Origin of the sequence: Pseudosulfitobacter koreensis (assembly GCF_024733015.1) — a bacterium.
Lineage (GTDB): Bacteria > Pseudomonadota > Alphaproteobacteria > Rhodobacterales > Rhodobacteraceae > Pseudosulfitobacter > Pseudosulfitobacter koreensis.
In genome coordinates this window covers 14,553-37,060 of record NZ_JANKJG010000012.1, presented here as the reverse complement: position 1 = coordinate 37,060, position 22,508 = coordinate 14,553, and the positions used below count along the sequence as shown (strand labels likewise).

The window sequence follows — 22,508 nt, the reverse complement described above, 5'->3', positions numbered from 1 at the left end:
CTGAAGTGTCATGAGAATTTGCAAGATGGCACCGGCGGATCACGCCGCCGGTGCCGAAAAGCCCTTAGTTACAGCCGTCGACGCCGTCCATCGCACCGGCACAAACCTTATCCTTTTCGATGTGGCCCGCGTCGATCACGGCAGAGATGTTCTCCTTGGTGACGGGTGTGGGCTCGAGGAAGATCGCGCTCATCTCGACGCCCTTTTCACCACCGGACCAGCTTTCGGCACCGTCGATGTCAGACATCGCGGCACCATCGGCCAGCGACAATGCGATCTCGGCGGCTTTCTTGCCCAGCTGACGCGAATCCTTCCAGACAGACACGGTCTGTGTGCCACGTGCCACACGGTTCAGAGCCGCGTGGTCGCCGTCCTGACCACCCACCGGCACGTTCAGACCCTGCGCCTGCAAGGCTGCAATCGCACCACCGGCGATACCGTCATTCTGGCCCAGAACGGCATCGACGTTGTTGTCGTTGGCGGTCAGGATCTGCTCCATGTTGCGCTGCGCGTTGTCGGGCTTCCAACCATCGGTGAACGCTTCACCGACGATGTTGATCTTGCCGGATTCCACGTCGGGTCCGATGACTTCCATCATGCCTTCCAGCAGAAACAGCGCGTTAGGGTCGCCTTTGTCGCCCTTGAGAATGGCGAAATTGCCCTCGGGCTGAGCTTCGACGACGGTCTGCGCGATGATCCGGCCCACACCCTTGTTGTCGAAGGTCAGGTAAAAGGCGCGCGGGTCTTCGATCAGACGGTCATAACCCACGACCGGGATACCTTCGTTCTCGGCCTGGTTGATGGCGGGCCCTATCGCATCCTTGTCCACCGACAAGATGATCAGCGCATCGGCCCCTTGGGCGATCAGCGCCTCGATATCGGTCAGCTGCTTGGCGGCCGACGCCTGCGCGTCTGCCGAAATATAGGTGGCCCCGGCGGCCTCGATGGCCTCTTGCATCGCGGCTTCGTCAGTCTTCCAGCGTTCTTCCTGGAAATTCGACCAGCTGACACCGATGGTGGTGTCCTGCGCCCAGGCGGCCACGGCCGTCACGGAGATCGTCGCCGCCAAGGCGACCGTTTTCAGAAATGTCATTGTGTCCTCCCAAGACTTTTGCCCAACTGCCGCACCGGATGCGCAATCTGGGTGTCGTCATCATTAGGCATTTAAATTCGGAAAGCAAATTAAATTGGACATGCGGGGAGAATACCGTCATCCTGCTGGTCATACCGGGGTGGGATTCAGGATCTAACCCCATGGGAAAGCGATAGATAAATGGCATTCGGACACCAACGCGAAGACAGCCGCCTGATCCTGCTGCGCGAGATTTCCCAAGGCGGCCGCATCCCGCGCATCGACCTGGCAGAGCGCACGGGAATCAGTCGCGCGACGGTGACGACCATCACCGCCGACCTGCTGCGCGACGGCCTGATCGAGGAAATCCCCCGCGAGGACAGCGCAGCCGCGACCCGTGGCCGCCCCCGCGTGGATCTGAAAATCGCAGGTGCTGCCCATCTGGTCGCGGGCGTCAAGATTTCGGGCACCCGGATCTCGCTGGTCCTGATGGACTTCGAGGGCACGCAGCTGACCGATCACGAGGTGCCCCTGCCCGCCGGGCGGCACAGCCCTGCGGCCCTTGCCGGACATATCGCCGATGCGGTTGCAGCACTTGCCGCCAAAGCGGGGTATGCGACAAGCGACCTGTCCGGTGTCGGTGTCGGCCTTGCGGGCACCGTCGATGTCAGTGCCGGCACGGTGCACTGGTCGCCCTCGCTGAACGTGCGCAATGTCGATCTGGCTGCCGTACTGACAGACCGCATGGGCGTGCCCGCCTATCTCGACAACGACGCGAACCTGGTCGCGATGGCGGAAAAGGCCTTTGGCCTCGGGCGCGGGCGGTCGGATTTCATCGTCGTCACGCTGGAGGCCGGCGTCGGCATGGGCATCATCCTTGGCGGTGAAATCTATCGCGGAACACGCGGCTGCGGCGCCGAGTTCGGTCACACCAAGGTTCAGCTTGAGGGTGCGTTGTGCCGTTGCGGACAACGCGGCTGTCTTGAGGCCTATGTCGCCGAATACGCCCTGCTGCGCGAGGCGGACACCGCGCTGGGGCCGGACACCACTGTCGCCAACCAGATCGCACGCTTGCTGGAGGCCGCAGAAGGGGGCGACGCCGCCGCCGCATCCATTGTCGCGCGCGCAGGCCGCATGTTTGCGATGGGTCTCGCCAACATCGTCAACATCTTCGACCCCGAGCTGATCATACTGGCAGGCGAGCAGATGCAGTTCGATTACCTCTATTCCGACGCCGTGATGGCCGAATTGCGCAAGTCTATCGTGCAGGTCGACGCTGCCCCGCCCGAGGTCGTGGTTCACAAATGGGGCAACCTGATGTGGGCGCGCGGCGCTGCCGCCTATGCGCTTGAGTTCGTGCAAGAGCGCGCCGCGCGCGAGGGGCGTGTCGATGCGGGCTAATCTGGCATTGATCCTGAGCGTGGGCGTGGCCCATGCCGAACCGCAGTTCACCCCCGTTGCGGTGCCGCATCATCAGTATGACGGCGGTTGGGAGCATTTTGTGGGCGGCGGTCTAGCCGCCCTGGATTGCAACGCGGACGGGCGCACCGATCTGGTTGCAGCAGGCGGCAGCAATCTGGCGGCCGTCTTCGTCAATGAAAGCGATGAAGCCATTCGCCTGCGAATGAAAACCTTGCCCGTCACCGGCACCACGGGTGTCTATGCGCTGGACATCGACAACGACACGCATCTTGACCTGGTGCTGCTGCGCGTCGGGCCGGATCAGATCTGGCTGGGCGATGGCACCTGCGGCTTTGCGCCCGCAGAGATGATCGACTTTCCCGACAAATGGACCACGGCATTCTCGGCCACGTGGGAACAGGACCAGACCCGCCCGACCCTGGCCATGGGCCACTACGTCGATCGCTTTGACCCCGACGGCCCGTTTCAGGCCTGCGACACCAACAGCCTCTGGCGGCCCGAGGGCGACGGCTGGACGCACACGATACTGGAACCCGGCTATTGCCCCCTTTCGGCGCTGTTTACTGACTGGGCTCGCAGTGGGCAGGCCGATTTACGGCTGTCGAACGACCGGCATTACTATGTCAGCGGTGGTTCCGAACAGCTGTGGCAAATGGGTCCTGAACCACGGCTTTACACCGAGGCAGACGGCTGGGCCACGCACCTCATCTGGGGCATGGGCATCGCAACCCGCGACCTTGACCGCGATGGCCGCGACGAGGTGTTTCTAAGTTCCATGGGCGACCAACGCCTGCAACGGCCCACCGGCGACGGGCCCGGATATGCCGACGTGCCCTTCGACGTGGGATCGACCGCGCACCGGCCCTATACCGGTGGCGACGGGCGGCCATCGACAGGCTGGCACATCGCGTTCGGCGATGTGCAGAACGATGGGCTGGACGACGCATTCATCGCCAAGGGCAACGTGCAGCAGATGCCCGGAATGGCGATGGAAGACCCCAACAACCTGTTGATCGCGCAGCCCGACGGCACGTTCGCCGAGGCTGGCGAGACTGCTGGCGTCGCATCGCTGCATCGCGGGCGCGGGGCGGCGCTGGTCGATCTGAACAACGATGGCCTTCTGGATCTGGCCGTGGTCAACCGCCGCGCCGCGATGGAGGTCTGGCAGAACACCAGCGGCACAACCGGCAACTGGCTGGCGCTGGATCTGACCCAGCCCGCGCCCAACACCCGCGCCATCGGCGCCTGGATCGAGGTAGACGACGGCACATCGGTGCAATCGCGCGAACTGGTGGTGGGCGGCGGCCACGCGGGCGGATCGGACGCGCCGCAGCACTTTGGCCTGGGCGCTGCAACCTCGGTCAGGGTGCGCGTAAAGTGGCCCGACGCGCCCCTGTCGGACTGGGTCACGGTCGGGACGAATGCGCGCTATATGCTGCGCCCCGATGCAGCACCCGCGGCTTACTGATCGACGGGCAACCCGCTTGGCACGGTCGCAGGCACCCCCAAGCGGCCATCAAGGCTGTCCTGATCGGTCAGCGCGCCCAGAAACGCGAGGATCGCATCCACCTGCGCATGGCTCAGCGCGCTGGGTGCCAACTCATTCGCCGCAGAAATCCGCGCAACCTCTGCCGGATCATCCATCACGGTGGTATCGACGGTGTCCAGCGTGGGCAGCACCGCCTGCGACGGGTCGTATTCGGCAAGGTGCTTACGGGGGTTCAAATGGTGCCGAACCGCGTCCTCCAGCCGCGCGTAAGCACCCGCGTGGCCATACGGTGACGTCTGCACCACGTTGCGCAAGGACGGCGTGCGGAACTTGAACGCGTCCTTGGGATCGCCCGTCACCAACATGCGGCCCTCGTCCGCCGCCCCCCGCTGAAACGAGGCACGCTTGCCGGGTCCAATCTGCGGCATGGCGATGGCGTGAAACCCGTGGTCGGTCTGGAACAGACCCGAATGACATTTGGCACAGCCCGCCTTGCCGTAAAACAGATCCAGCCCGACCTTCTGGTTACCGCTCAGATCGCCCTCGCCACGCAAGAACCTGTCAAAATCACTGTCCGTCGCGCGCCATTCAAAGGCGACAAAGGCAGCGATAGCATCCGAAATATCCGTGAAATGCACAGGCTTGTTGCCGATGACCTGATCGAACCTCGCGCGGTACTCTGGAATGCCCGACACCCGCTGCGCCAGGATATCCCAGGCACCGCCGGGGCCGGTCAGCACGCCTTGGCGCACTGCCTTCGACACGTCATTTTCGCCCAGGTGGCCCGCCATTTCATCGCCCGACAGCACCGGAAACATGGTCTGCGCGCTCAGCAGGCTGGCAAATCCCTGTTCCATCTCCGCGCCCAGCGGCGTGCGGATGCCGCCCTTGCGGGTCTCGTCGACCTCCAGCCTGCCATCGTGAAAGAACGTCCGGTATTCCAGCGCTCCGACGTTGAAGAGGGCAGGCGCGTTGCGCGGAATGCGCTGTTCGGGCAGGTTGGCTGGATCAGCCTTGCGGTCAGGTCCCAGACCTGCGGCCCCGTCCCCCAGCCCCAGCGACACCGCATCGCCGGTGGCATGGGCAGGGTGGTGGCAACTGGCGCAACTGACCGTTTTGCCGCCCGACAGGATGGGATCATAGAACAGCAAGCGCCCCAATTCGATCTGCGGCATCGAAGGCTCGGGAAACACGGCATCGGGCGACGGCAGGTCCTGCGCGATGGCTATGCCGCCCGACAGCGCCAGCGCGTAAAACCCGCGCATCATGTCACACCAACCCATTGCCATAGTATCCCTCCCTAGCTTCGACCAGTGCACCCCGGATGTCCCGTCATTGCAATGCTTTCAGCATCGGATATGCGGCGCGATAGGCTTGGTGCCCTTCGGCGAACGCGCCGACAAGTGCCGCATCGGGATAGACCGTGCGCGCAATCTCGGGCTTGGTCATCACCTCGGACGGATTGGCCCCCGTCACCCCGCAGATGGCCAGACGTGCAGCCCCCAGCGCCGCCCCGAACTCGCCCCGCGCCGGGATTTCCAGCGGCAGGTTCAGCGTATTGGCCAGCATCTGCACCCAATGCAACGACGCAGCCCCGCCCCCGATGGCCAGAAGCGTCTGCGGATCGGCCCCCGTCGCGCGCAGGGCAAGCAGACTGTCGGCCTGCGCAAAGCTCACCCCTTCGAGCACCGCGCGGGTCATGTCCGGCGCGTCGTGGCCGATGTCCAGCCCGCTGAACCCACCACGCACCTGCGCGTCGTTGTGCGGCGTGCGTTCGCCCGACAAATAGGGATAGAACCGCAAACTGCCGGGCGCGCGCACCGCGTCGCCAAGGGCCGCGGTCAGCGCTGCAGGGCCCTGCCCCGTGATCCGCGCCAGCCAGTTGAGACTGTCGGTACAGGCCAGCGTCACGCCCATCTGATACCAGCGCCCCGGCACCGCGTGGCAAAACGTGTGCACCGCGCTGCCCGCATCGGGGGCAAAGCCATCCCGCGCCGCCAGCACGACACCCGACGTGCCAAGCGAGACGAACCCGTCGCCTTCCTTAAGCGCGCCGACACCGCAGGCCGCCGCCGCATTGTCGGCAGCCCCCGCGACCACCTGTACACCGCGCGGCAGGCCCATCTCGTCCGCCAATGCGTCACGCAGCAGGCCAATAACGCCCGTCCCCTCGTGCAGCGCAGGCATCTGATCACGGCGCATTCCGCCAGCGTCCAGCAACCTGTCGGACCAGTCGCGCCCGCCCACGTCCAGCCAGGCGGTGCCTGCCGCATCCGACATTTCGCTGGCGCAAATGCCGCTCATCCACAGGCTCACGTAATCCTTCGGCAAGACCACCTTGGCGACGCGGGAAAAGATGTCCGGCTCGTGTTCCGCGACCCAGGCCAGCTTGGGCGCGGTAAAGCCCGGAAAGACGATATTGCCGCTGATGTCCCGCACGCCATCCGCCGCGTCCAGCCGTGCCGCCTGAACATGGCTGCGCGTGTCGTTCCAAAGGATGCAAGGGCGCAGCACCGTGCCATCCGCGTCCAGCAAGACCGCACCATGCATATGCCCCGCCACCGCGATCCCGCGCACGGCACCGTATTCCACAGGATGCTCCGCCCGCAACGCAGCCAGCGCGGATCTGCACCCCGCAACCCAGGTCGCAGGGTCCTGTTCGCTCCAGCCGGGTGCGGGATGTGCGGCCTGATAATGCGCCTCCTGCGATCCTACCGGCACGCCATCCGCGCGCACCAACAACGCCCGCACACCGGACGTTCCCAGATCCAAACCGATATACATGGCGCACTCCCCTTTTTCGCGCATCCTGACCCCCAATAAATTTTATTGTCAAACTAATACCTACCGCTGGCAATCGACGCCGCACTGCGGCAAAGTCCGGCCATGACACGCACAGCACTCGTCACCGGTTCGGCCGGCTTCATTGGTTACTTCACCTCCCGCCGTCTTCTCGACGAAGGCTGGAAGGTGATCGGCCTGGATGCAATGTCCGATTACTACGATGTCACGCTGAAAGAACGCCGCCACGCGATGCTGAACCAAAGCGCGGACTTTACGGCGGTGACCGACCGGCTGGAAACCCCCGGCACGCTGATGGATCTCTTTCAGACACACCGCCCCGACGCGGTCGTTCACCTGGCTGCTCAGGCAGGCGTGCGCTATTCCATCGACAATCCCCGCTCCTATGTCGAGGCGAACCTCGTGGGCACCTTCGAACTGCTGGAAGCCGCCCGCGCCTTTCCGCCCGCCCACATGCTGTTGGCCTCGACCTCATCGGTCTACGGCGCCAACACGCAGATGCCCTATACCGAGGCCGACAAGGTCGACAGCCAGATGTCATTCTATGCCGCCACCAAGAAGGCGACCGAGAACATGGCACACAGCTATGCGCATCTCTACGATCTGCCGATCACCATGTTTCGCTTTTTCACCGTCTACGGGCCCTGGGGCCGCCCAGACATGGCCCACTTCAAATTCACCCGCGCGATCCTGAACGATGAACCCATCGACGTGTACAACCACGGCGACATGATGCGCGACTTTACCTATATCGACGACCTCACCGCCGCGATCAGCGCCCTGATTGACGCGGTGCCCCAACGCGACGCGCCAGTGGCAGGCGACAGCCTCAGCCCAGTCGCGCCGCACCGCATCGTCAACATCGGCAATGGCGCACCGGTCAAGCTGATGGATTTCATTGCGGCCATCGAGGCCGCTTGCGGCACCCGCGCACAGATCAACTTCCAGGACATGCAGCCCGGCGACGTCCCCGCCACATGGGCCGACGCGACCCTGCTGGAAACCCTGACGGGCAAGCGCCCCGCCACGCCGATCCAGACCGGCATCGACGCCTTCGTCGCGTGGTATCGCGACTACTACCAGATCTGACAGTTCATCTTGCCGGGTAAACTCCCCCCGGAGGGCCCCTTTCCACAGATCGTACGGCCCGCTATAGACAGGTCCGACCCCCAAAACTCCACAAAGGCTGCCTCATGACCTTCGACCGCGCCATCAAAATCGCCCCCTCCATCCTTGCCGCCGATTTCGCCAACTTCGGGGCCGAATGCGCCGCTGCCGAAGCGCAAGGAGCGGACTGGATTCACGTCGACGTGATGGACGGGCATTTCGTGCCCAACATCACGTTCGGCCCTGCCACCTGCGCCGCGATCCGGCCCCACATCAAGGGCGTGATGGACGTGCACCTGATGATCTCTCCTGTCGATGCCTATATCGACGCCTTCGCGCAGGCCGGTGCCGACATTCTGACCGCCCACGTCGAGGCAGGCCCTCACATCCACCGCACGCTTCAGGCGATCCGCGCGGCGGGCTGCAAAGCCGGTGTGGCGCTGAACCCCGGCACGCCCGCTTCAGCAGTTGCCGATCTGATGGACATGGTCGATCTGGTCTGTGTGATGACGGTGAACCCCGGTTTCGGCGGGCAGAAGTTCATCTACATGCCCGCCAAGATCAAATCCCTGCGCGACATGATCGGCGACCGCCCCGTGCACATTGAAATCGACGGCGGCGTCGATCCCAGGACGGCGCCGCTGGTGGCGCAGGCCGGGGCCGATGTGCTGGTCGCAGGCTCTGCGGTGTTCAAGGGCGGCTCGGTCCAGAACCCGGCACCATACGGCGAGAACATCCGCGCCATCCGCACCGCCGCCGAAGGTGTCTGGACGTAACAGCCCGAAGCCTTAGCCGATCTGATCGGCGAAGGCCTCGAGCAGCTTGTGTTTCAGGATCTTGCCCGTGGGTGCCGCAGGCAGGGACGACGCCAAAATGATCTGGCTGGGCCGCTTGTAGCCCGCCAGCCGTTCGGCGGCGAAGGCGCGCAGCTCTTCGACGGTGACATCGCTGTCGTCCGCCACTTGGCAGAAGGCCAGCACCTTCTCATCGGCACCGACCTTGTGACCGATCACCGCCGCCTGGATGACCTGCGGATGATCGTTCAGCGCCGCCTCGACCTCGGGTGGATAGACGTTGAAGCCGCCGTGAATGATCAGCTCTTTCGAGCGACCCACGATGTGCAAATGGCCCTTGTCGTCGATGCGCCCCAGATCGCCGGTGTGCAGCCAGCCATCCGCCGAAAGCACGCGCGCGGTCTCTTCGGGGTTCTTGTAATAGCCCTTCATGATCTGCGGGCCGCGGGTGATCACCTCGCCCACGCCATCGCCCGATCCGGGCGCGTCCATGTCCAACGCGACTTCGACCCCCGGCAGGGCGGGGCCCACGGAGATGTCCGGGTCACCGATCACGTTGCTGGTGGCAGCGGTGCCTGCGCTGGTTTCGGTCATGCCATAGCCGTTTTGCAAGGCCACGCCATAGAACGCCTCAGCCTGCCGTTTCCACGCAGGGTCCAGAGGAGCGGCACCGGACGAGACGTAGCGCAGCGTCGGGCTGTCGAGCCGCGCGTAGCCCATCTTTTTCGTATAGGCCATCAGCAGCGCATGCATCTGCGGCACCGCCGAACAGAGCGTCACGCCACTGCGCAAGGCTTCATAGGTCGCGGCCACGTCAAACCGCGCAGCCAGCCGCACCGGTGCGCCGGTATAAACCGCCGCCGCCATGACCGAGCACATGCCGAAAACATGGGTCAGCGGCAACACGCCGTAGATCACATCGTCGGGCGTCATCCGCCGCAGATTGGCCGAAGTCAGCCCGCCAAAACGTACATTCTCATGGGTCAGCATCACGCCCTTCGGCGTGCCAGTGGTCCCGGTCGTATAGAGCAGGATCGCCACATCGGTCTCAACTTCCGGCATGCCGCCATCCAGTGCAGCAAAGGCCAACGTGCCAAAGCGCCCCGCAGCCTCGATCGCGCCGAACCGCGCGCCATGGCTGGCCGCATCGGGCGACGCAGCACTGGTGCAGACCAGAACGCGCGGTTCTGCATGGTCGATGATCTTTTGCACCTCGCCCGCCGTCTGGCGCGCGTTGAAGGGCACCACGGTCGCCCCGATCTTCCAAGCCCCGAACAACAGCGCCACGGCAGCGACGCAGTTTTCCGCCAGCATCAGCACGCGGTCGCCCGGCGCAACACCCAAATCAGTCAGCCGCGCGCCGATCTCATTGGCAGAGACGTCCAGCTCTAGATAACTGACGCGCACGCCGGTGTTGTCCTCGAACGCTAGCGCATTGGGGCGCGTGGCGACCTGGTGGGACAGATAATGCTCGACACGGCCTGTCATCTATCGAACTCCGGTGCGCGTTTTTCGAGGAAGGCGGCGATGCCCTCGGCGGCTTCGTCAGCACCTGCGGCCCAGGCCATACCATCGCGTTCCATGTCCAGTTGTGCGGCCTCGTCCTGATCGTAGGCGCGCGAGACCATCGCGCGAATGCGCCCTTGGGCGACGCGTGGGCCTTTGGCAATGCGGTCGACGAGCGCCAGCGCCGCAGCCACAACATCACCCGCTGCACACAGTTGCGACACCACACCCAGATCGTGCATCCGGTCCGCCGTCACTGGCTGCGCCAGCACGCACATTTCCATCGCCAGCTGACGCGGCACCATGCGCGCCAGATGCGCCGTCAGCCCGCCATCGGGCACCAGCCCCGCGTTGACGTAGGATGCAGTGAATTTCACGCCCGCTTCGGCCACGATCATGTCGCAGGCCAGCGCAATCGACGCGCCTGCCCCTGCGGCACCGCCCTTGACGGCGGCGATCACCGGCACCGGGCTGCTGCGGATCAGGCGGATCAGGTCGTGCAATTCGTCGATCTTGGCGCGGCGTGCGTCCTCGGCCATGTCGCGCCGCGCGATCAGCACGTTCAGGTTGCCGCCAGCGCAAAAGAACCCGCCGGTCGAGGTCAGCACGACGGCCCGAATGCGTGGCTCCTGCGCCTTGGCAAAGGCGTCCGTGATCACCGCGTAAAGCTCGGGCGACAGGGCACCGCGCATGTCCTCGTTGCCGTTCCAGACGATCAGACGGTCGCCCGCATCCTCAAGATATGGATCGCTCATCCCCGCCCCTCCGGCACTTTCTTGTAGACGCCTGTGGCTGTGGCCAGCAAACGCCCATCGTCGTCGTGCAATTCGCCCTCGACGAACATCAGGCTGCGCCCGCCCCCCGTCACCTTGCCGGTGGCAATCACGCGGCCCGTCATCGCGGGGGCAATAAACTGCGTGTTCATCGAAATGGTCAGAAACTTGTCGCTGCCATCCTCGGACGTGTGCATCGCGGCACCGTAGCCCATCGCATTGTCGAGCAAGCAGGCGATGATGCCACCGTGCAGCGCCCCGTGTCGGTTTCCGTGCTGCGCGCCGATATCCAGCACGCAGCGTCCTTTTCCATCGTCGGCCGAAATATCAACCACATACCCCAAGAGCGTTTGCGCGCCCGTCTCGTCGCGGATGATCCCTGGCCCGTCCGTCATATCAGGCTGCACTCAGCGCGATAAAGCGTTCCAGATGGTGATCGGTATCGCCAAAGCGGTGATCGGCCATCGTGATACGCTTGGCGATATGGGCAAGCTCATATTCCTGCGTCATGGCGATGCCACCGTGCATCTGGATCGATTCCTCTGCGATCAGACGACCGGCGCGACCCAGCAGGTTCTTCGCCGCCGAGATGTTCATGTCGCGGATGCGGGTCTCTTCGCGCAGGTTGCCCGCCGCATTGATCACCGCACTGCGCGCCTGTTCCATTTCGATCAGCATGTCGGCCATCCGGTGTGCCAGTGCCTGGAACGTCCCGATCGGGCGGCCAAACTGCTTGCGCGTACCCAGATAGTCGTTGGTCAGCCGCGTTGCCGTGTCCATCGCCCCCAGTGTTTCGGCACATTGTGCCATCGTCGCCAGCGCCATCACATCGCTCAGCACGGCAAAGCCGTCTTCGGTCAGCAATTCGCCTTCGACACCGTCCAGCGTGACTTCGGCGGCGCGGCCACCGGCCAACAGCGGATAGCCCTGGATGGTCAGACCCGCGGCATCCTTGGCCACGAGATAGAGCGCGATGCCCGCCTCGTCCGCCACGTCGCCCGACGCCCGAGCCGACACGATCAGATGATCGGCGTTTTCGGCGTTCATCACCACGGCCTTGCGACCGTTCAGCTTGCCGCCGTCAACGGAAGTACGCACATGGCTCATGTCATAGCGGCTGGTGGGCTCACCATGCGCCACGGCCAGTTGCAGACCACCGCCGATCATCTCTTCGACCAGATCGGTCTTGTCACAAGCGGCCAGGATGCGGCCCCCGATCAGGGCGCTGTCCATGAACGGCTCGATCACGCCCGCGCGGCCTAACTCCTCGAACACCACGGCGATGTCGAAGCCCGCACCGCCGAAACCGCCCTGCTCTTCGGTGAACATCGCACCAATGACGCCCAGTTCAGCCAGTTGCGTCCAGACTTCTTCCGACATGCCGTTTGGGCGCTCGAGAATCTCGTTGCGCGTGGCCGTCGAATATTTCTCCCGCAGGTAGCGCCGCAGGCTGTCTTGCAGCATTTGCCGCTCTTCCGTCAGATCAAAGTTCATTGACCGCCTCCCATCATGACCTTCGCGATGATGCCGCGTTGGATTTCGTTGCTGCCGCCAAAGATCGACAGCTTGCGATTGTTGAAATATTGCGCCGCGACCGGACCGGCCTCGTGCGGATCGGGCAGTGCTTCGTTGCTGCCTTCGATCGCCTCGGACGCAAAGGGCATCGCGTAGGGGCCGACGGCCCGGCGTGCCAGATCGTTGATTTCCTGACGGATGATCGTGCCCTTGACCTTCAGCATCGACGCCTCGACGCCAGGTGCACCGCCGGCAGCTGCAGCCGAGATGATCCGCATGTTGCTGGTCGCCATCGCCTTCAGGTCAATCTCGACCTGTGCCACACGGGCGGCGAAATGCGGATTCGCCATCAACGGCTTGCCCCCGGCCATTTCGGCGCGCGCGATGCGTTTGACGGTGTTCAGGCCGGCCTGCGAGAAACCGACGCCCGCGATGTTGGTGCGCTCGTGGGTCAGCAGGTACTTGGCATAGGTCCAGCCCTTGTTTTCTTCGCCGACAAGGTTTTCGACCGGCACCTTGACGTCGTCAAAGAACACCTCGTTCACCTCGTGCGTGCCATCCAGCAGGATGATCGGGCGCACTTCGATGCCGGGGGTGTTCATGTCGATCAGCAGAAAGGAAATGCCCTCTTGCTGCTTCACGTCGGGGTCGGTGCGCACCAGGCAGAAAATCATGTTGGCGTGCTGGCCCAGTGTCGTCCAGGTCTTCTGACCGTTGACGATATAATGATCGCCCTCGCGCACGGCACGGGTTTTCAGCGATGCAAGGTCAGAGCCGGCACCCGGCTCGGAATAGCCCTGGCACCACCAGTCCTTACCCTCGAGCAGGCGTGGCAGCCAGTAATCCTGCTGCTCTTTCGAACCGAACTTTTGCAGCACGGGGGCCAGCATTGACAGACCGAACGGCACGATGCGCGGCGCGTGATGTGCGGCAGCTTCTTCCTCGAAGATGTGGCGCTGCACGGCGTTCCATTCGGCACCACCGAACTTTTTGGGCCAGTTCGGGGCAAGCCATCCCTTGCTGTTCAGGATGGCGTGCCATTTCTCCTGACCTTCCTTGCCCAACTCGTCGCCAAGGCGGATCTTGTCAGACATCTCCTTGGGAAGCTCGTCACGCATGAACGCACGCACTTCGTCACGGAATGCCAGTTCTTCGTCGGTATAGCTCAGGTCCATATCCGGTCTCCTTATCGGGTTCAGGCCGCAGCGGCCTTGTTGAGGTCGTCGAATGTCTTGCCTTCGGCCACCAGCTCTTCGAACAGCGGCGCGATCTGCCAGAAGTGGGGATCTTCCTTCTGGTATTCCTTCATGTCGGCCAGCAGTCCGGGCAGGCCCGCGATGTCTGCCCACTTGAGCGGACCACCGCGATAGCGTGGGAAACCGTAGCCGAAGAGCAGCGTCATATCCACGTCCAGCGGACGCCGCGCGATGCCCTCGCCCACCACCTTGGCGGATTCGTTGACCATCGCCGCCATATAGCGGCGCACGATTTCTTCCGAGGTAAAGTCGCGCGGGGTGATGCCCTGTTTCGCGCGTTCCTCTTCGATCAGCGGCATGACGTCGGGGTTCGGTACGCGCGCCTTGGCACCGGCGGAATAGTCGTAATAGCCCTTGCCGGTCTTCTGGCCAAAATGACCCTCTTCGCAAAGCTTGTCAGCATAGGAACTGTCGCGCGCCGCCGGGTCGATGCCTTCGGCGCGTTTGCGTTTGCGCACGGCCCAGCCGATATCCAGACCGGCAAGGTCGGCCACCGCGAAGGGCCCCATTGCAAAGCCGAACTCTTCCAGCGCCTTGTCGATCTCATAGGGCGATGCGCCGTCCAGGATCATGTGATCGGCAGCGGTGCGATAGGTCGACAGGATGCGGTTGCCGATGAAGCCGTCGCAGACCCCGGCGCGCACGCTGATCTTGCTCATGCGCTTGCCCAGTTCGAAGCCGGTGGCGACCACGTCCGCAGCCGTCTTGTCGGCCACGACGATTTCCAGCAGCTTCATCACATGCGCGGGCGAGAAGAAGTGCAGCCCGATCACGTCTTCGGGACGACTGGTGCTGGCGGCAATCTCGTTCACATCCAGATAGGACGTGTTCGACGCAAGGATCGCGCCCTTCTTGCAGACGCGGTCCAACTCGCCGAAGACGGTCTTTTTCACCGACATTTCCTCGAACACCGCCTCGATCACCAGATCAACGTCGGACAGCGCGTCATAGTTGGTCACGACCGTCAGGATGTTGGTCAGGATCTTGTCGTGCTGGTCCTGGCTGATCTTGCCGCGCTTCAACGCGCCGCTGAGGTTGCCCGCGATCCGCTTGCGCGCCGCTTCGCCCGCGTCGGCCGTCATCTCCAGCAGGGTGACCTGCAGACCCGACAGCAATGCGGATGTGGCGATGCCCGCCCCCATCGTGCCGCCGCCAATCACACCGATATGCTGCAAGGCGCGGGGCTCGACGTCCTTCAACTCGGGCAGGTTGCCCACGGCACGTTCGCTGAAGAAGGCGTGGATCATGCCCTCGCGCTGGTCTGTCTGCATCAGGTCCATGAAGATCTTGCGCTCGGCGGCCAGACCTTCGGCGAAGGGATGCTCGACACCGGCCTGCACGGCACGCACGCATTGCGCGGGCGAAATTTGGCCGCGGCCTCGCGCCAGGATGCTTTCATAGGCACCGTCCCAGTCGATCGCGGCGGGCGTGTCCATCTCTGATACCGGGCGGCGCGGCGCGTCCGCGTCCAGCAGCGATTGTGTATAGTCAATCCCGTTCTGCTTGGGGTCGCCGTCGCGAACCTCGTCGATCAGACCCATCTTGGCAGCTTCATCCGCCTTGACCTGACGGCCGGTCGTCATGACTTCCAGCGCCGCCTCGACACCTGTCAGACGCGGCATCCGCTGCGTACCACCGGCACCGGGGATCAGGCCCAGGTGCACTTCGGGCAGGCCGACGCGGGCCGACGGCACCGCGATGCGGTAATGACACCCCAGCGCGACCTCAAGCCCGCCACCCAGGCTGACGCCGTGCATCGACGCGACCACCAGCAGAGGCGAAGCCTCGATGCGGTTGATCAGCACCGGCAGGTGCGGCTCTTTCGGCGTCTTGCCGAATTCCTTGATGTCTGCACCGGCAAAAAACGCACGGCCCTCTCCGACGATCAAGACCGCCTTCACACCATCGTCCGCTTCGGCGCGGTCCATACCGTCCCAAAGCCCCTGACGCACGGCATGGCTCAGCGCGTTGACGGGCGGGTTCTGTACCGTAAGCACGGCGATGTCACCGTGGCGTGAATATGCAATCTTGTCGCTCATGTGTGGGCTCTCCTCCGGTTCGACCAACGTGTGGGCTGGCCGCTGTTTCGGGATGCGAAACTGCATTCCGCTCCAGCGCGGCCAGATAGCCACAGGGTACGACACCCTGCAAGGAGAACATAGGCGGGAGATGAAACGCCGCCACGTCACAAGGGGCGCGCCACGGCGTCGCAGCGGCGACCTGCCGAGACCGGGATGTCAGCGCGGCGCGCGGTAGATGAAGCAGCGCCCCGGAACCGCATGTTCCGGCAGGGGCAATTCCTCGAATCCGTCGAAATACATCTGGTCGCTGGACACCATCAGGCCACCCGGCGCCAGCAGCGGCTGCACGTAGGGCGAGATGCTGCGCGCGAACACGTCATTCTTGGCGCGGTTGTGCCCCCCAAGATCGGCATGGATCAATACAGCAGTAGGGCCGAACCGGTCCAGCGCCTGCGGCAGGGTCTCGAACACGTCGCCCAGGATCAGCCTGTCGTCGGGCGGTGTGCTGTCGGGGTGCGCCGCGACCGCGCGTTCGAACACGTAGATGTCGCGCGGGTCCAGCACCTTGCGCATGTGGTGATAGGTGCGCCCATTGCCCAGACCCAGCTCGAACGCGGGCCCCGCCACATCCGCCAGCAGCGCGGCGGCGTGGTCGATGCAGGCGCGCTGCGACACCATGCGGTCGATAAACATATCCAGTCGGCTCATGCGCGCGGTCCTCTCGTGCGGTGCGATCATGACTACATGGGGCAGTTGGCGGCGAATGTGTAGCACAAGCGCGACACAATCGCGCCATCACTGGACCTGTGGCACGAAATCAGGTTTCACTGTAAACCACAGTGTGCCTTATCCGGCATGACAGGGGACGGCATGACACCACTTCTTGACGTGGCAGATCTAAGCATCGGGTTCGGCACTGCCCAGCCCGTGGTGCAGCGCGTCAGCTTTTCTGTGCGCCCCGGTGAGACGCTGGCCTTGGTCGGCGAAAGCGGCTCGGGCAAGACGCTGACCTGCCGGTCGGTGCTGCGCATCCTGCCGGGGTCGGCGCAACTGCGGTCGGGCAGCATCCGCTTTGGCCGCGAGGGCGCGGTGCAAGACCTGCTGAGCCTGCCCGAGCGCAAGATGAGGAGCATTCGCGGCAACCACATCTCGATGATCTTCCAAGAGCCGATGCGCTCTCTGTCGCCGCTGCACCGGATCGGCAATCAGGTGACCGAGGTGCTGAAACTGCACCGCTCGAAATCAGGCTCGGATGCGCGCAAACAGGTGCTCGAAACCTTCGAGCAGGTGGGCTTTGCCGACCCCGAACGTGTCTTTCGCGCCTATCCGTTCGAGCTGTCGGGGGGGATGCGGCAGCGCGCGATGATCGCGATGGCGATGGTGGCGAAACCCGATCTGCTGATCGCGGACGAGCCGACCACGGCGCTGGACGTGACCACGCAGGCGCAGGTTCTGGGGCTGATCAAGGATCTGCAGCGCGCCACCGGCATGGCGGTCATTCTGGTCACGCACGATCTGGGCGTGGTCGCCAACATGGCCGAAAAGGTCGTGGTGATGAACAAGGGCCGCGTGATGGAAAGCGGCCCGGCCGCCGCGGTCCTGAGTGCGCCGCAGCACGGCTATACCCGCAGGCTTATTGCCGCAGCCCCGATGATCCCACAGGTTGCCGCCCCATCGGCGCCCCAGATGCACGACGATCTGATCCTGGACATGCAGGGCGTCAGCAAGACCTACCAGATGCGCGGCGGTGCGTGGAAAGCGCCGGTGCACGTGCACGCCTGTATCGACGTGAACCTGTCGCTGCCGCGTGGGCGCACGCTGGCCGTGGTCGGCGAAAGCGGCTCGGGCAAGACGACATGCGCGCGCATCGCACTGGGGGCAGAGAAGCCCGACGCAGGCAGCCGCGTGCTGTTTCGCGGCAAGGGCAGCGACGCCCCCCTGCCGGTGCACGCGATGGACCGCGCCCAGCGCACACAGTTTCAGCGGTCTGCGCAGATGGTGTTCCAGGACCCCTATTCGTCGCTGTCCCCGCGCATGCGCATTCAGGAGGCGCTGACCGAGCCGATGGAAATTCACGGGCTGGGCACCCGCGCCGACCGCCGCGAAAAGGCCGCCGAGATGCTGCGCTGGGTAGGTCTCTCGCCCGATATGCTGGGCCGCTTTCCCCATGCGTTCTCCGGCGGCCAGCGCCAGCGCCTGTCGATTGCCCGTGCCCTGACACTGGACCCGCAACTGCTGGTCTGCGACGAGCCGACCTCGGCGCTGGATGTGTCGGTGCAGGACCAGATCCTGACCCTGCTCGAAGACATCCAGGCGCGCATGGGCCTCAGCTATCTGTTCATCAGTCACGATCTGGCCGTGGTCTCGCGCATCGCCGACGAAGTGGCCGTGATGCGACAGGGCGTCATCGTCGAGCAGGCCCCGCCCGACACGCTGTTTTACAGCCCGCAACACCCCTACACCAAGGCGCTGATCGCAGCGCAGCCCGAACCCGACCTGTCGCGCCCCATTGATCTGGCGCTGGTCGCCCGTGGGGCTGGCGCGCCGGCAACATGGCCCGAGATGTTCCGCTTTGTCGGCACGGACGCGCCTGCCTTGACCGAAGTAAGCCCCGGACATCAGGTGCGCTGCCATGTTTGATCGCCTGCGCCCCCTTTTGCTGGCCCTTGTGCTGGTCCTGGCCAGCCCGTTGTCGGCCCAAACTCCGCAACCGGACGTACAGGAAAGCACGTTCTGGGCCGATGAGGTCTCACGCGGCCTGATGCCCCCCGCCGTCTGGCGCATCCCCGCCGAGCCACTGATTGTCGATCTGGAGGCCAAGGGCCGAAGTTTCGGCACCCAGGGCGGCACATTGCGCACCATGATTTCGCGGTCCAAGGACGTGCGGCAGATGGTGGTCTATGGCTATGCGCGGCTGGTGGGCTATGACGAGAATTACGAGCTGCAACCGGACATCTTGCGCGATGTGACCATCGAGGAAGGCCGCCGCTTTACGCTGCACCTGCGCGAAGGGCACAAATGGTCGGACGGGTCCGATTTCACCTCGGCGGATTTCGAATACTGGTGGAACGACGTCGCCAATCACCCCGAGCTAAGCCCGAACGGCCCCCCCGACGTGATGCGCGTGGGGCAACAACTGGCCACGATGCGCTTTCCTGATCCGCTGACCGTCGTGATCGAATGGCCCGTGTCGAACCCCGAATTCCTGCAACAGCTTGCGGCAGCGCGCCCGCCATTCATCTACCGTCCGTCAAAGTTCCTCAAGCAGTTCCACATCGACTACGCGGACCCCGACACCCTGCAGACCCAAATCGACAAGCGCCGCGTGCGCAGCTGGGCGGCGCTGCACAACCGTCTGGACGACATGTATAAGTTCGACGTCCCCGATCTGCCGACCTTGCAGCCGTGGATGAGCGCGACCGCCACCAGTTCGTCGCGGCAGTTGTTCGTGCGCAATCCCTATTTCCACCGGATCGACGCGCGCGGGGTGCAACTGCCCTATATTGACGTGGTCGAGATGACCGTGGTGGGCGCCGGTCTGATCGCGGCCAAATCCAACGCGGGCGAGGCCGATCTGCAAGCGCGCGGCATTGATTTTCGCGACATCTCGATCCTGAAGAAGGGCGAAAGCGACGGCGAGAATTATCATACGCTGCTCTGGGGCAACGGAGCCGCCAGCCAGATCGCGATCTATCCCAACCTGAACTTTGCCGATCCGGTCTGGCGCGAGGTGATCCGCGACGTGCGCTTTCGCCGGGCGCTGTCGATGGGGATCGACCGGCACATGATCAACCGCGCGCTGTACTTCGGACTGGGCAAGGAGGGCGGCATGGCGGCCCTTTCCGGAAGTGCCTTCTTCGACCCAGAAAACCTGAACGCCTGGGCCACCTATGACCCCGATGCCGCGAACGCCCTGCTGGACGACATGGGCCTGACCGAACGCACCCCTGCCGGCCTGCGCAAGCTGCCCGATGGTCGCCCGATGGAGTTCGTGATCGAAACGGCAGGCGAACGGCAAGAGGTCGAAAACGCATTGGCCATCATCACCGACACCTGGCGCGAGATTGGGATCAAGCTGGTGATGCGCCCGCTTGACCGCGACATCCTGCGCAACCGTGTCTATGCGGGCGTCACAATGGCAGCGGTCTGGTTCGGTTGGGACAACGGCCTCCCCCAGCCCTATACGCCGCCGGGCTATCTGGCACCCACGCAGCAGGACTTCATGGCCTGGCCGATGTGGGGCCAGCACTACCAGACGCGCGGCGGCGCAGGCGAAGCGGTGGACATGGAACCGGCCAAGCGGCTGCTGGTTCTGTCCGCGCAATGGACCGCCGCCGAGGATGACGAGACCCGCAGCATGATCTGGCGCGAGATGCTGAAGATACACGCCAGCCAGCAATACGGCATCGGCGTACTGGCCGAAGCGCCGCAGCCTGTCGTCGTCAACAATGCTCTGCGCAATGTGCCCGAAGTGGCGATATGGTCGTGGGAGCCGGGGGCGCATTTCGGCGTGCACCGGATGGATGAATTCTGGTTCGATCTGCCTGCGCAGACAGCACGGGCAAGCGAATGATGTTTCTGAAATACGCAGGCTACCGTCTGCTGACCATGCTGCTGACGCTCGGGGTGGTGTCGATCCTGGTCTTTGCGATCATCAACCTGCCGCCCGGCGATTACCTGTCGAACCAGATCGCGGAACTGCGCGCCACCGGCCAGGCCGAGGGCGTTGCCAAGGCCGAATTCCTGCGCACCGAATACGCGCTGGATCGCCCGCTTTGGATGCAATACCTGATCTGGATCGGTGCAGCACCGGGGCCCCAAGGGTTCAGCGGCATGTTGCAGGGCGACTTTGGCTGGTCGTTCGAGTTCGACCAGCCCGTGTCGGAAATCGTCGGTGATGCGCTGTGGCTGACGGTTCTGGTCAATCTTGCGGCGGTTCTGTTCGTCTATGTGGTGGCCCTGCCGCTGGGCGTGCTGGCGGCGGCGAAATCCGAGACCTGGGTGGATTATTCGGCGGCCTTTATCGGCTATCTGGGTCTTGCCACGCCGAACTTTCTGCTGGCGCTGATGCTGTTCTATTACGGGAACAAATACATGGGCCTCCCCATCGGCGGGCTGATGGCCCCCGAGTTCGAGGGCGAACCGATGAGCCCCGCCAAGGTGCAGTCGATCTTGATCCACCTGATCGTGCCAACCTTCGTCATCGGCACCTCGGGCGCGGCGGCGATGATGCAGCGGCTGCGCGCCAACATGCTGGACGAGCTGAGCAAACCCTACGTCGAGACCGCAAAAGCCAAGGGCATGGCCCCCGCCCGTCTGATGGCGAAATATCCGCTGCGCATGGCGTTCAACCCCTTCGTGGCCGACATCGGCAACCTGCTGCCCGCAATGGTGTCGGGGTCGGTACTGGTGTCGGTTGTGCTGGGCCTGCAAACCATCGGCCCCGCGCTGCTGGCGGCGCTGAAATCACAGGATCAGTTCCTGGCCGGTTTCGTGCTGATGTTCGTAGCGCTGCTGACGCTGATCGGCACGATGATTTCCGATCTGCTGCTGGTGCTGCTTGACCCGCGCATCCGCTACGGAGCGCGCGAAGGATGACCATGCCCCCCGATGCCCACTATGTCGATGACGCGCCCTATGATCCCGACATCGACCTCAGCGCGCCTGACCGCAAGGACATGGACGCGCCTGCGTGGCTGCTGGTCTGGCGGCGGTTCCGGCGGCACAAGCTGGGGCTGATCTCGGGGGTGTTCCTGCTGCTCAGCTATCTGATGCTGCCATTCGCGGGGTTCATCGCCCCCTACACGCCGAATGAGCGCAGCGCCGAGAACCTCTATCATCCGCCGCAGGCCGTGCACTGGTTTCATGACGGCGCGCTGATCGGGCCCTATGTCTATGCCACCAGCGGACAGGCCGATCTGGTCAATTTCCGCTGGCAATACCAGGCCGACACTGACCGCCCGATGCGTTTGGAGATTTTCTGCGAGGGCGGCACCTACAATCTGCTCGGGTTCATCCCCTCGGACACGCATCTTTTCTGCGCGCCCGAAGGAGCCACCGTGTTCCTTTTTGGATCGGACAGATTGGGCCGCGACGTATTCAGCCGCATCCTATACGGCGCGCAACTGTCGCTGACGGTGGGCATCATCGGCATCACCGTGTCGTTCGCGCTTGGCATCTTTTTCGGCTCGATCGCGGGCTATTTCGGCGGCAAGACCGACTGGATCATCAACCGCGCCATCGAAATCCTGCGCAGCCTGCCGGAATTGCCGCTGTGGCTGGCGCTGTCGGCGGCGGTGCCGTCGAACTGGGGGCCGGTGGCGGTGTTTTTCATCATCTCGATCATTCTCGGCATCCTTGACTGGCCAGGACTGGCACGGGCGGTGCGGTCAAAATTCCTGAGCCTGCGCGAGGAAGAATACGTGCGCGCCGCCGAGATGATGGGGGCAAAACCGGGCCGCGTGATCCGCCGACACCTGCTGCCCAATTTCTCGTCGCACCTGATCGCCAGCGCCACGCTGTCGATCCCCGCGATGATCCTGGGCGAAACCGCGCTGTCGTTTCTGGGGCTGGGCCTGCGTGCGCCTGCGGTCAGCTGGGGCGTGATGCTGAACGACGCTCAAAACCTGGCAAGCATCGAGATCTATCCGTGGACGGCGATCCCGATGCTGCCGATCATCATCGTGGTTCTGGCGTTCAACTTTCTGGGCGACGGGCTGCGGGACAGCCTCGACCCCTACAAGTCTTGAAC

The 22,508-nt window shown here is 64.0% G+C and carries 18 protein-coding genes; 8 read left to right on the top strand and 10 right to left on the bottom strand.

What is annotated here, in order from left to right; all coding sequences use genetic code 11:
- Nucleotides 1-64: 64 nt before the first annotated feature.
- Nucleotides 65-1,093, bottom strand: a complete 1,029-nt coding sequence (locus NTA49_RS14700; RefSeq protein ID WP_258295559.1) for a substrate-binding domain-containing protein — start codon at nt 1,091-1,093, stop codon at nt 65-67.
- Between the two features lie 180 nt (nt 1,094-1,273).
- Between NTA49_RS14700 and NTA49_RS14695 the strand changes: the two genes are divergently transcribed.
- Both NTA49_RS14695 and NTA49_RS14690 read left to right on the top strand, forming a co-directional pair.
- Nucleotides 1,274-2,473: an ROK family transcriptional regulator gene (locus tag NTA49_RS14695; protein ID WP_258295558.1), complete on the top strand. Its 1,200-nt coding sequence runs from the start codon at nt 1,274-1,276 to the stop codon at nt 2,471-2,473.
- Nucleotides 2,463-3,962, top strand: coding sequence for a CRTAC1 family protein (locus NTA49_RS14690; protein WP_258295557.1), 1,500 nt, complete (start codon nt 2,463-2,465; stop codon nt 3,960-3,962). Before NTA49_RS14695 ends, NTA49_RS14690 begins: the two co-directional genes overlap by 11 nt.
- Here NTA49_RS14690 and NTA49_RS14685 read toward each other — a convergent pair.
- Complete coding sequence (locus NTA49_RS14685) at nt 3,956-5,266, bottom strand: cytochrome-c peroxidase (RefSeq protein WP_261368350.1); 1,311 nt, start codon at nt 5,264-5,266, stop codon at nt 3,956-3,958. The genes NTA49_RS14690 and NTA49_RS14685 overlap by 7 nt on opposite strands.
- Before the next feature lie 49 nt (nt 5,267-5,315).
- Nucleotides 5,316-6,767, bottom strand: a complete 1,452-nt coding sequence (gene xylB, locus NTA49_RS14680) for a xylulokinase (RefSeq protein ID WP_258295555.1) — start codon at nt 6,765-6,767, stop codon at nt 5,316-5,318.
- A 102-nt stretch (nt 6,768-6,869) separates the two neighbouring features.
- On the opposite strand from xylB, the gene NTA49_RS14675 reads away from it, so the two are divergent.
- Both NTA49_RS14675 and rpe read left to right on the top strand, forming a co-directional pair.
- On the top strand, nt 6,870-7,874 hold the full coding sequence (locus NTA49_RS14675) for an SDR family NAD(P)-dependent oxidoreductase (RefSeq protein ID WP_258295554.1): 1,005 nt from the start codon (nt 6,870-6,872) through the stop codon (nt 7,872-7,874).
- 104 nt (nt 7,875-7,978) lie between these two features.
- Nucleotides 7,979-8,668, top strand: coding sequence for a ribulose-phosphate 3-epimerase (gene rpe / locus NTA49_RS14670; RefSeq protein ID WP_258295553.1), 690 nt, complete (start codon nt 7,979-7,981; stop codon nt 8,666-8,668).
- Between the two features lie 12 nt (nt 8,669-8,680).
- Here rpe and NTA49_RS14665 read toward each other — a convergent pair whose 3' ends face one another.
- The 7 genes from NTA49_RS14665 to NTA49_RS14635 form a co-directional block, all read right to left on the bottom strand.
- Nucleotides 8,681-10,174 (bottom strand): class I adenylate-forming enzyme family protein, encoded by a 1,494-nt coding sequence (locus tag NTA49_RS14665; RefSeq protein ID WP_258295552.1) that lies wholly within the window; start codon nt 10,172-10,174, stop codon nt 8,681-8,683.
- A complete protein-coding gene (locus tag NTA49_RS14660) occupies nt 10,171-10,947 on the bottom strand; it encodes an oxepin-CoA hydrolase, alternative type (RefSeq protein WP_258295551.1) in 777 nt (258 codons plus the stop codon). Before NTA49_RS14660 ends, NTA49_RS14665 begins: the two co-directional genes overlap by 4 nt.
- Nucleotides 10,944-11,360, bottom strand: coding sequence for a PaaI family thioesterase (locus tag NTA49_RS14655; RefSeq protein WP_258295550.1), 417 nt, complete (start codon nt 11,358-11,360; stop codon nt 10,944-10,946). Before NTA49_RS14655 ends, NTA49_RS14660 begins: the two co-directional genes overlap by 4 nt.
- Nucleotide 11,361: 1 nt before the next feature.
- Entirely contained in the window at nt 11,362-12,459 is a 1,098-nt protein-coding gene (locus tag NTA49_RS14650) for an acyl-CoA dehydrogenase family protein (protein ID WP_258295549.1), read from the bottom strand.
- Nucleotides 12,456-13,655, bottom strand: a complete 1,200-nt coding sequence (locus NTA49_RS14645) for an acyl-CoA dehydrogenase family protein (protein WP_258295548.1) — start codon at nt 13,653-13,655, stop codon at nt 12,456-12,458. The genes NTA49_RS14650 and NTA49_RS14645 overlap by 4 nt, the downstream gene beginning before the upstream one ends.
- Before the next feature lie 20 nt (nt 13,656-13,675).
- Nucleotides 13,676-15,775 (bottom strand): 3-hydroxyacyl-CoA dehydrogenase NAD-binding domain-containing protein, encoded by a 2,100-nt coding sequence (locus NTA49_RS14640; RefSeq protein WP_258295547.1) that lies wholly within the window; start codon nt 15,773-15,775, stop codon nt 13,676-13,678.
- A gap of 198 nt (nt 15,776-15,973) precedes the next feature.
- Nucleotides 15,974-16,465 carry a class I SAM-dependent methyltransferase gene (locus tag NTA49_RS14635; protein ID WP_258295546.1) on the bottom strand — a complete coding sequence of 164 codons (492 nt, stop codon included), beginning with the start codon at nt 16,463-16,465 and terminating at the stop codon, nt 15,974-15,976.
- 162 nt (nt 16,466-16,627) lie between these two features.
- Between NTA49_RS14635 and NTA49_RS14630 the strand changes: the two genes are divergently transcribed.
- Genes NTA49_RS14630 through NTA49_RS14615 form a run of 4 tightly spaced genes read left to right on the top strand, consistent with a single transcriptional unit; the run spans nt 16,628 to nt 22,506 of the window.
- A complete protein-coding gene (locus NTA49_RS14630; protein WP_258295545.1) occupies nt 16,628-18,397 on the top strand; it encodes an ABC transporter ATP-binding protein in 1,770 nt (589 codons plus the stop codon).
- Entirely contained in the window at nt 18,390-20,330 is a 1,941-nt protein-coding gene (locus tag NTA49_RS14625; RefSeq protein WP_258295544.1) for an ABC transporter substrate-binding protein, read from the top strand. The genes NTA49_RS14630 and NTA49_RS14625 overlap by 8 nt, the downstream gene beginning before the upstream one ends.
- Nucleotides 20,327-21,355, top strand: a complete 1,029-nt coding sequence (locus NTA49_RS14620; RefSeq protein ID WP_258295543.1) for an ABC transporter permease — start codon at nt 20,327-20,329, stop codon at nt 21,353-21,355. Before NTA49_RS14625 ends, NTA49_RS14620 begins: the two co-directional genes overlap by 4 nt.
- Entirely contained in the window at nt 21,352-22,506 is a 1,155-nt protein-coding gene (locus NTA49_RS14615) for an ABC transporter permease (protein ID WP_258295542.1), read from the top strand. Before NTA49_RS14620 ends, NTA49_RS14615 begins: the two co-directional genes overlap by 4 nt.
- Nucleotides 22,507-22,508 lie beyond the last annotated feature (2 nt).